Raw genomic sequence first — 8,260 nt, forward strand, 5'->3', positions numbered from 1 at the left:
CTCGGTGGCCAACAGTGGCAGCGGCCATTCCGACCTGTTCCAGGCCGGCGTCTATGTCCGCCACACCGAAGGGCCGGCGTATATCTCGGCCGCGCTAGCTTACGGCTGGCAGGACATCACCACCAACCGCACGGTCACCGCAGCGGGCTTCGATCAGCTGCGCGCCGAGTTCGATGCCAATGCCTATTCCGGGCGAGTCGAAGGCGGCTATCGGTTCGTTGCGCCATGGACCGGCGGCGTCGGTATCACGCCCTATGCCGCGGGCCAGTTCACCACCTTCGATCTGCCTTCGTATGCCGAGTCCGTTTTGTCGGGCGCCGGCACGTTTGCGCTCGCCTATGGCGCCAAGGATGTCACGGATGCCCGCAGTGAATTGGGTTTTCGCACCGACAAATCATTCGTGGTGCAGGACGGCATCCTGACCGTGCGCACGCGCTTCGGTTGGGCGCATGACTTCGATCCGGACCGTTCGGTCGCCGCCACCTTCCAGGCGCTGCGGGGCGCGAGCTTCGTGGTCAACGGTGCGGCGCAGGCTAGCGACTCTGCACTCACCACGGCCTCCGCCGAAATGAAATGGACCAACAATTGGTCGGTCGCCGCGACCTTCGAAGGCGAGTTCTCCGATGTGACGCGCTCCTACGCCGGCAAGGGCGTCGTGCGATATCAGTGGTAAAGCAAATTACCCCGAATGCCGAGTAGGGCGGATGCAAAGGCCGGACGCAGTGGCGATCCCACTGAGCGCATGGCGGCTTCAAAATTTCCGAATTTGGACCGGCTGTGCCGCCGTAGCTGCATTTTTACAATCGACTGCAAAAAGTGCAGGTCGCGATAAGTGAAGGTTAACGCCAGTTAACAGTACCTAACCGAGGAAGCCAACTCGAAACCACAGTCGAGAGGTTGAGCAGTGCCTGTCGGCGATCACTTGCCGTCTCGCGGGGTGGCTTTTGCGCCTGGCTGCAGGAGCCACGCGAAGGGATAGTTAGGGCCCTAAACTCTTTGGCCTTTGCCGAGAGGTTTTTTATAATCTGTCCGGGGTCGACTGTTCCGGCAAAGTCCCCCATTTGATGAAGGATAGCTCGCAGGGCATCGACAGGCACACCGGACTGCTCATTGATGGTCCTGAGGATTTCGTCGAATTTCGCCCTTTGTTTCGTAAGAATTTCGTCCACGCCCGCTCTGATCGCGACCGTATCGTGATTGATCCGCGCTTACGTGAAGGCCGCTGTCGCGAGCGAAACTACTGCAATATCGGCGGAGGAATTGCTGCACTGCTCGAAATGGGCGCTGGCCGAGGCCGACCGCATCGCTCATGTGAGAAGTGCCCGTTTTAAAGGGCTTTTGAGACTTGAGGGTGACGCAAATTAACTGTGGGACGCAATGTGCGGGTACCTAGAGTATTATCATAATTTAATAACGTATTCAAATGCTTACGGTAGTAATTGGCGGAAGGGGTGGAAGCTGAGGGCGCGACTCAGAACTTTGCTCGGTGGCCGGATCGTCCTGAACCGTCGCCTATTGCTTCCGATTTCTCATCACTCCAATTCTCCAATTAGGCCAGCAGTCACCAGCAATGTGCCTGCCAACATGAGCCAGTGCGGCAACTGCCATTCCATGGCGATAAACCCCGTCCACCTATTTCTTCGACCCGCGCCCCTTGGGGCGGCCACGCTTCTGAAAAGACGATCTGGCGGGCTTCGACGGGATCTGTGCCCTCAGCGCTGCTTCGCCGCCCAATGTTATGCAGTACGTCCAACCAAACATTTTGTCCCGCTTACACTTCAGCCAGCCTTTCGCTAGCATGTTGACGATTGTTGATGGGCCGGCAGGGTATAAATTTGCTGCCGGCAACCACTCCTTTCCGACCAATGACTGGAGGGCAATGCGCTCGCGATAAACGGGAAACCCTGGAGGACGCCGTGGCATTAACGTTTCGCCTTCAGCCCAAGATCGACCCGGCTATTCGTTCGTTCGGTATTCTTGGCGATTTTTAGATCGCTTTCTTTTGCGCGTCTTCGGATTACGGATTCGCTTCGGTTCATCTCGACCGCAATCGTAAAGGCGTTTTTTCCAGCGGCTGTTAAATTCCGAAGCAGCAGATCGTCCTGTGAGGTCCACGGGCGGCCACGAACTTTGCTCATTATCTGCTCGCCCTCAGCCCAATCTCGACCTGGCGCTCATGGCGTCAGAGGGACTGATCTCGTGGTGGTTGGCCCAAGCGCCGATCTCGGCAGTTAGATCGGTAGGCAAGCGGACGGCGCTGACAGATTCGGACTGAATTAGTGGACCGATCGCTTCTCGCGTATCTCCGGGAACAAAAGCTGGCTTGTTCATTTTTTGCTGCTCAACAAAGTAATGTTCAAATGGTCGAAGGGCTTGCCAAGTCTCGCACATGCGAAAGCGCCCCGGAAGGGGTGGATTTTAACCAAATCGGTAGTCGGATGTGCGCGGAGCCTCAGAAACTCTCGCAATGGTCCCTTGCCGGGGATTGCCCTATATCCGCGATAGGCGGCCATCGGGCTTGCCGGCCCCTATTATCGGCCGAAAGAACTACAGCGCCCATACCGTGGCTCGCGCGGAATCAGTGTGCCGGGAGGACCACCGCTATGCAACAGCCTTGCGGTGGGGTGCCCATAGCCGAAAGCCGCGGCGATCGAACAACGGAACGCCCGAAGAGCGAGCGGCCAAGGCGGGAACGCCGGCAGACATCGTACCCATGTCGCGCGTCCCGGGTCACGCCCTTTCGTTGATTGATCGCAGGAAGCTCAGCGAAAGTCAGTTGCGCGGGCTTGTTGCAAGATTTCGTTCGGAGCAACTGTGGTCAGAAAGATGCGCTCCGCGGAACTGCGCGAGCTGCTCGAGAACATGAAGTCCGATCACGGAGGAGTGGCTGGAAGAATTGCGTTATGCGATTGGAGCGGTGGAACTAGTGGGGAGCGGTTCAGTCAAGGCGCTCGATACTTTGCTGCAACTGCGTGTATTGAAACTTCCGACTTTCCGGAAAATTTACCAACCCGGCCAATGAAGCGGCGGCGCCGATCGGGGCAGAAAGCGCAAGCGGCAGCGGCCGCGTATCCACGCTGAACGGAAGTGCCGCGGTTAATCTTCCGTTAACCATGTCGTTGCAGTCTCAGGGAAATACGATGGCACCGGAGAATAGAGCCGGCAGTCGAAAGAAAAGGCCGACGGTGTAACGCCCGCCGGCCTTTTTTCGGCCTAGCGAGCATCAGGTGACGAAAGTCGAGCAAATCGTCGATGAATACGTGCAGCTGGGCAATCGGCACGCCCTTGAATATCTATTGACCCATCGACGAAAACTGGCAAGTGACCTCAAAAGCAGAGCGGGTTCCGACTCCAGGTTGCCTGTCGATGAGATCGAAAATTTGATTACTGCGATCGAGGCAGGCCTTGATCGGCTCACCGCGAAATAAGACTCAATCGCTGGAGCATGGTCCGATCAAAATGACCGGCGAAGAATCTCGAAAGCTAAAGTTAGGAGACCACGTTTTCAGGCGGGACGGACGTAAATAACCAAGGCGCAGTCAGAGGGACGTCTTGGAGCGGCGTTACGATTGATTGGACGATGGTGACTCGATCTCCGTCAGTCACAACGACATAGCGCAGGTCAAACGCGCGGGCCTCCTGACCGGCGTCACGATCAGGAGGCGTAACCCGCAGCGACTTGCCTCTCATGCGAGGCGGCTTGGCGGGTGAAACTTTAACTGATCGGGATACGAAGTTTAAAGCCTTGTCGGGTATGTATCTTTCCCGATGCATTGCTCGTGTGACTGCGATAAGAACCCGCCGGTTCAACCCGGCGGGTTTTTTTGCCGCAAGTAAGCTCTGTCGTCATCCCACGATCCACGTCGCCTGAAGGCGGCCGCGCGTCAGTGCCTTTTCGGCGTACACAGATGGACGATCGCATAGAACGATCCTTCCGTGCAGACGGTAAGCTCAAGGTCGCTGATGAGCGCGACGGCAAGGGCCACGAGCGCCAACCCCATAATGGCTCCGATCCAGTTCATCTGGGCCTCAAGCGAACGTGCGAGAGCTCGCGGGTGTATTTTTCACGCATGCAAGGAGCGCCAAGCATGTCGCCATCACATTGCTTCGAATGGCACGCCGCCAGGCGCAGTTGAGCCGTGACGTTGACCTCTAACAGGCGGATCGATGAGTATTTGGGCGTCATACGGAGCTATTCAGTTTGCCGGGCCAGTATTTCGATTTGGTCAAAATCCAGTCTTTGGCCTCTGTTTCGGTGTCGAGGTCACCGATATGGGAGTCGGGACCTTTCCCTGTCTTGACCGCCACACACCAGCAACCGCCTTTTAGCATTTCGGCTGAGCTGGTCATCGCCGCTTAGCTTTCCGCCTGTCAGCTGACTTCAAGGAAATTCCCAACCGCCTGGCGGTTTTAAGAATGGCCTCGGGTTTACGTCCGGTCTTTTTTGCGATGGCCTCAAGATCGAGCTTTTGTACCAGCGCAATCGGTTCGCGATCAGAAGCCCATGAACGGGCCAATCGTTTCGCCGCGGTGGCCATTAGGTTTTGCCTCTTTTTCATCAACCTTGGCTCTATAACCCGGCGGACGCTCGTGACTGCCTATCCTGCGTCAACGTCGACTAGGAAGATCGCCACGAGATTGGTCGGTGGCCTTTCAGCCATCTGTTCGCGATAGCGAGCCCGCTCATCCGCATTTGCCAAACGAATGCGAAGAATTGAGAGATCGTCGCAGAGTGGGACGCCGTTAGAACTGGCAGACCTGAGTTTGGTACGCACAGCCTCGTCCCTGAAAAATGCATCAGCCTCGTCGTGTTTTTTGGCCGCGAAAGCGAGGACCGGCTTTAGGTCAGACTCGATGGTGAAAATCGAGAGCGAAAGGGTCTCGGTCATTTCTTCGTCTTCAACCCGAGCTCGACCAGGTGGCGGATGGCTTCCGGTTTCGCCGGAATGTTTGAATGCCCGCGGTTCGCGAAAAACCCCTTTCAGCGCGTACCATCTCTGTCAATGCTTCATGCCGGCGAAGTCGTCGCCGGATCTTTGCAATAGGGCAAAGTTGGGTGCCTGAGTCGCTCATTTCGCCTTCAGCCCGATCTCGACAAGCCGTCGGATGGCTTCTGAGCGGCTTGCGCCATTGGCGATAGCCCAAGCTTCGATCTGCACAATCAGGTCGTTTGGCATGCGCGCGGTTACCTGGGGGTCCTTTCCCGTCGCCGGGCGCCCGCGTGTTTTTTTTTAGGTAACACCTTAATTAACTTCGGCATGCTTTAGGTGTAACACAAAAACAAGCTGAGGGAAGGTACGAGCTTCCGCACCGGCTCTGACCCCGAGCAAGGATCAGGACCAATGCCCCAGGCTGACCGTGTGAATATCACGCCACGAAAACCGACGTCCGAATTTCTGATTGCGGTAAACCGCCTGCAAATCTCGCTGGTGATCCGCGACCCTACGCCGCCAAAGCCTTTGAGGCGGCGGAGGATGCCAATATCGCAGCTATGCGGAGTGCAAGGCAACGGCATCGGGCAGGGGCGAGGACTGCGCGATCAATCCGCGTTACGCTTATAATCGCCAACAGAGTCCCACTTGGAGATAAGAGCGCAAGAAGGCCATCGCTCTCGGCGGGGATTGCTCGTCGCCACAGTCGGATCCGACTTTCCGATAAATTTACCGGTCTCCGATTTAGGCAGCCTGTCCTAAATTTGGCAACCGAGCTCCATCAGTGAGCCGCCAGCGCCGATCGCCAGACCGGCCCGACGTTCGCGCTTCGACCATCAAGCCGCGCTGCGAAAGAACAACATGGAGGAAACATGAAACGAGGCGGCAGGCGAAGAATGAAAATCCGAAAGATCCAGCGGCTGAGGGCGCATGCCGTGCGGCTGAAGCGGTAGCCCCGAACAGGCACCCGGAAACAACGCGTAATGAGCCGTCGCTGACTCAACCCAGTGGCGGCTCTTTCTACACCGAGGACGACGAACTTGATTGCTCCGCAATACTGGAGGAACGTCCGTCCATGGACGTTATGTATGAGCGAAATATATCGGCGTTTGCCGCGGCAGCGCTCTTGCTATTGAGCCTCTCACTTGGCGACTGCCCGACTGCAACCGCCGGCTCATCGCTGAACGCCATGGCCCAGGCGACGCCTCCGAAAAAGAGCATCTTTGACCCGCCGCCGGAGCGCGAGCCCGCCATGACGCTCGACGAACGGCAGAAGATGCAGAAAGAACTGAACGGCGCGCGCGATCGACAGACGCCTAACGCAAAAGCCAAAGCTCACCGAGTGCCGTCCGCTCAACCGGCGAAGCCCTAGATGATCAAGCCGGCGTACGCGCGGCCAACCATGGGCCCGCGCCGATCGGTCAGGAAGCGCAACCGGCAACGGATGGCCGCTCATGCAAGACAGACGAAGCGATAGGCGATATCTATCCCGGGCGCCAACGTGCGAACGCTGGCGCCCTGACCCACGCTCGTTGAGGAAGATAACATGCGAAATTTGATCGAAGACAGGAGAGTCCTCAGGATGCAATTCGAAGCCTTCGCGCACTATGCGAGACATGAGAGCGGAAGGCCCGAATCCGCATATTGTTTTGATGCACTTGCGACCAGCGTCGACGACGTGTCGCCCCAACTGTTGGAGGCTTATGTGGAAATGTTCCAGAAGATCGAACACAGGAAAGTCGGCAGCGCCTTAAAGCAATCGATCCAGCAGGGATTATGGTCGCCCACAGATGCGACAGAATACATGGAGCGCTTCATTGCGTTTGCGTCTGGAACAGGGGTGCCTTCCTGAGCCGTGCGCTGACGGCGACCGCTTAGGAAGCCGTGAGGCGTGGATGAACCGCCCAACGCCCCCGCAACGGATTCGGCGGTCGCCGTTACGCTCAGAACGATGACCTGACCGCAGGGAGCACGGACAGAATGACCGGTGAAGAATCCCGAAAGCTGAAATCAGGAGACCGCGTTTTCTGGCGGGACGACGTGAAAAACCAGCGCACTGTCAGAGGAACGTCGTGGAGCGGCGTCACGATCGATTGGGATGACGGCGAGTCGACCTCCGTCAGTCACAACGACATGGCGCAGGTCAAGCGTGCGAAGTCCTGAATGGAGGCACGTACCTTAGGTCCGCCGCCATTGGGCCGCCGGTTCAGCCCGGCGGGTCTTTCCAGTGCTTGATCTAGCGGGCTGCCCCAAAAAGTACGAATCTCTGACTTTTGAGCGCCGCAATCAAAAGCAACACTCGACCTCATGAGAACGATAACAACTATTTTCGTACTGGCGCTGATCGCGGTCGCCGGCGAGGTATATTCGGACCACGTGCTGATGAGCGGAAGTGTTACGGCGCCCGTTGATGTGATCTCCCGCGCGGTCGCAGACTCAGCGCATTAGGCCGGCAGGCCGCCATCAAGCGAACAGATCCGCGCCCGCTTGGGTGAACCGGACGAATGTCCCGGAGCGGTCCAGTTTCAGCCAGCCACGATCGATCGCCAGCTTCAGCCCGGCGCTATACTCTGCGGGCTTTGCCTTGTGCTCGAATAGCATCGGCCCGTTGATCAGTTCGATGAAGATCCGGCCGTCCTGCACGGCCTCGACCGCATCGGCGATTTCGATCAGCTTATGGGCGGCGGCTTCCGGGTTGGCGTAGGGCGATCGGTTGAAAATCTCATTATGGTCTAATCCCCGGTTTGAAAATTATCGGTCCTCTTCGATCTCGTTTGCGGCCATTGCACGCCGCAGTGTCGAGACTCACAACGGCTTTTTCGAGCGCATCGACGCAGCCTGATTCTCACCTTATTGCGGGCAATGCCAATTGAATCCGCGAGGAGGTGAGCAGAGGGTTCCCTGCAACCTCCTTCGCATCGCGGGACAACGAACTATTAAGTGGTGGCACAAATATAAACCTTTTCAATTGCTTAGTGGAGATAACGGCAAATTGATCGCGTGTTATTTGTGCAACACCATTTTAAAAACAGTCTCTCGCCCAGTCTCCCGAGCGGTTCCTTTGTTGCGTGTGCATGGTGCTTCGGTACTTATTATAGCTGCGACGGAGGGGGGCATCCCGAGGTCGTCCCGTTAGGTGGTTCGCTTAAGTCCCTCGCGTTTAGCGGGTGTGTCCGATGGCGCGAAGCGACAAAGCGGGTTTCGAGGGATTAAGGGAACCAACCTCAAGGGTATTTGTACCCGGCGGATCCGGAACCTTCCCTGCAGAGCAACTTGGAGGTTGAACATGAATATGGTTAAGAGCCTAGTCCTGGGCTCAGCGGCGACGA

Annotated in this window: 12 protein-coding genes and 1 pseudogene; 7 read left to right on the top strand and 6 right to left on the bottom strand. The window is 57.2% G+C overall.

The window, feature by feature from the left end; genetic code table 11:
* Together GSQ88_RS17295 and GSQ88_RS35280 are read left to right on the top strand one after the other, a co-directional pair.
* On the top strand, positions 1-673 hold a 673-nt coding region (locus tag GSQ88_RS17295), incomplete at its 5' end, for an autotransporter outer membrane beta-barrel domain-containing protein (protein ID WP_159008965.1).
* Positions 674-1,064: 391 nt separating this feature from the next.
* Entirely contained in the window at positions 1,065-1,331 is a 267-nt protein-coding gene (locus tag GSQ88_RS35280; protein WP_210253841.1) for a hypothetical protein, read from the top strand.
* Positions 1,332-1,922: 591 nt separating this feature from the next.
* Here the strand turns inward: GSQ88_RS35280 and GSQ88_RS17300 are convergent.
* Positions 1,923-2,138, bottom strand: a complete 216-nt coding sequence (locus GSQ88_RS17300) for a hypothetical protein (RefSeq protein WP_159008966.1) — start codon at positions 2,136-2,138, stop codon at positions 1,923-1,925.
* Between the two features lie 1,089 nt (positions 2,139-3,227).
* Here GSQ88_RS17300 and GSQ88_RS17305 point away from each other — a divergent pair.
* A complete protein-coding gene (locus tag GSQ88_RS17305; RefSeq protein ID WP_159008967.1) occupies positions 3,228-3,428 on the top strand; it encodes a hypothetical protein in 201 nt (66 codons plus the stop codon).
* Positions 3,429-3,884: 456 nt separating this feature from the next.
* Here GSQ88_RS17305 and GSQ88_RS17310 read toward each other — a convergent pair whose 3' ends face one another.
* From GSQ88_RS17310 to GSQ88_RS17325, 4 genes are all read right to left on the bottom strand, one after another.
* Complete coding sequence (locus GSQ88_RS17310) at positions 3,885-4,022, bottom strand: hypothetical protein (RefSeq protein WP_159008968.1); 138 nt, start codon at positions 4,020-4,022, stop codon at positions 3,885-3,887.
* A 324-nt stretch (positions 4,023-4,346) separates the two neighbouring features.
* Positions 4,347-4,538, bottom strand: coding sequence for a hypothetical protein (locus GSQ88_RS17315; protein WP_159008969.1), 192 nt, complete (start codon positions 4,536-4,538; stop codon positions 4,347-4,349).
* 60 nt (positions 4,539-4,598) lie between these two features.
* On the bottom strand, positions 4,599-4,889 hold the full coding sequence (locus GSQ88_RS17320; protein WP_159008970.1) for a hypothetical protein: 291 nt from the start codon (positions 4,887-4,889) through the stop codon (positions 4,599-4,601).
* A gap of 180 nt (positions 4,890-5,069) precedes the next feature.
* Complete coding sequence (locus GSQ88_RS17325; RefSeq protein ID WP_210253842.1) at positions 5,070-5,177, bottom strand: ribbon-helix-helix protein, CopG family; 108 nt, start codon at positions 5,175-5,177, stop codon at positions 5,070-5,072.
* Between the two features lie 304 nt (positions 5,178-5,481).
* On the opposite strand from GSQ88_RS17325, the pseudogene GSQ88_RS35710 reads away from it, so the two are divergent.
* From GSQ88_RS35710 to GSQ88_RS17345, 4 genes and pseudogenes are all read left to right on the top strand, one after another.
* Positions 5,482-5,589 (top strand): annotated as a pseudogene (locus tag GSQ88_RS35710) (DUF3551 domain-containing protein); the annotation flags it as partial.
* A 126-nt stretch (positions 5,590-5,715) separates the two neighbouring features.
* Positions 5,716-6,303 (top strand): hypothetical protein, encoded by a 588-nt coding sequence (locus tag GSQ88_RS35715; RefSeq protein ID WP_246784846.1) that lies wholly within the window; start codon positions 5,716-5,718, stop codon positions 6,301-6,303.
* A gap of 210 nt (positions 6,304-6,513) precedes the next feature.
* Positions 6,514-6,783 (top strand): hypothetical protein, encoded by a 270-nt coding sequence (locus GSQ88_RS17340; protein WP_159008971.1) that lies wholly within the window; start codon positions 6,514-6,516, stop codon positions 6,781-6,783.
* Positions 6,784-6,911: 128 nt separating this feature from the next.
* The gene (locus GSQ88_RS17345; protein WP_159008972.1) at positions 6,912-7,094 is read left to right on the top strand and encodes a hypothetical protein; all 183 of its coding nucleotides are present in this window, start codon (positions 6,912-6,914) and stop codon (positions 7,092-7,094) included.
* 300 nt (positions 7,095-7,394) lie between these two features.
* Here GSQ88_RS17345 and GSQ88_RS17350 read toward each other — a convergent pair whose 3' ends face one another.
* Positions 7,395-7,574 (bottom strand): hypothetical protein, encoded by a 180-nt coding sequence (locus GSQ88_RS17350; RefSeq protein WP_349628223.1) that lies wholly within the window; start codon positions 7,572-7,574, stop codon positions 7,395-7,397.
* Positions 7,575-8,260 lie beyond the last annotated feature (686 nt).

Source organism: Bradyrhizobium sp. S69, from assembly GCF_009766005.1.
GTDB lineage: Bacteria > Pseudomonadota > Alphaproteobacteria > Rhizobiales > Xanthobacteraceae > Bradyrhizobium.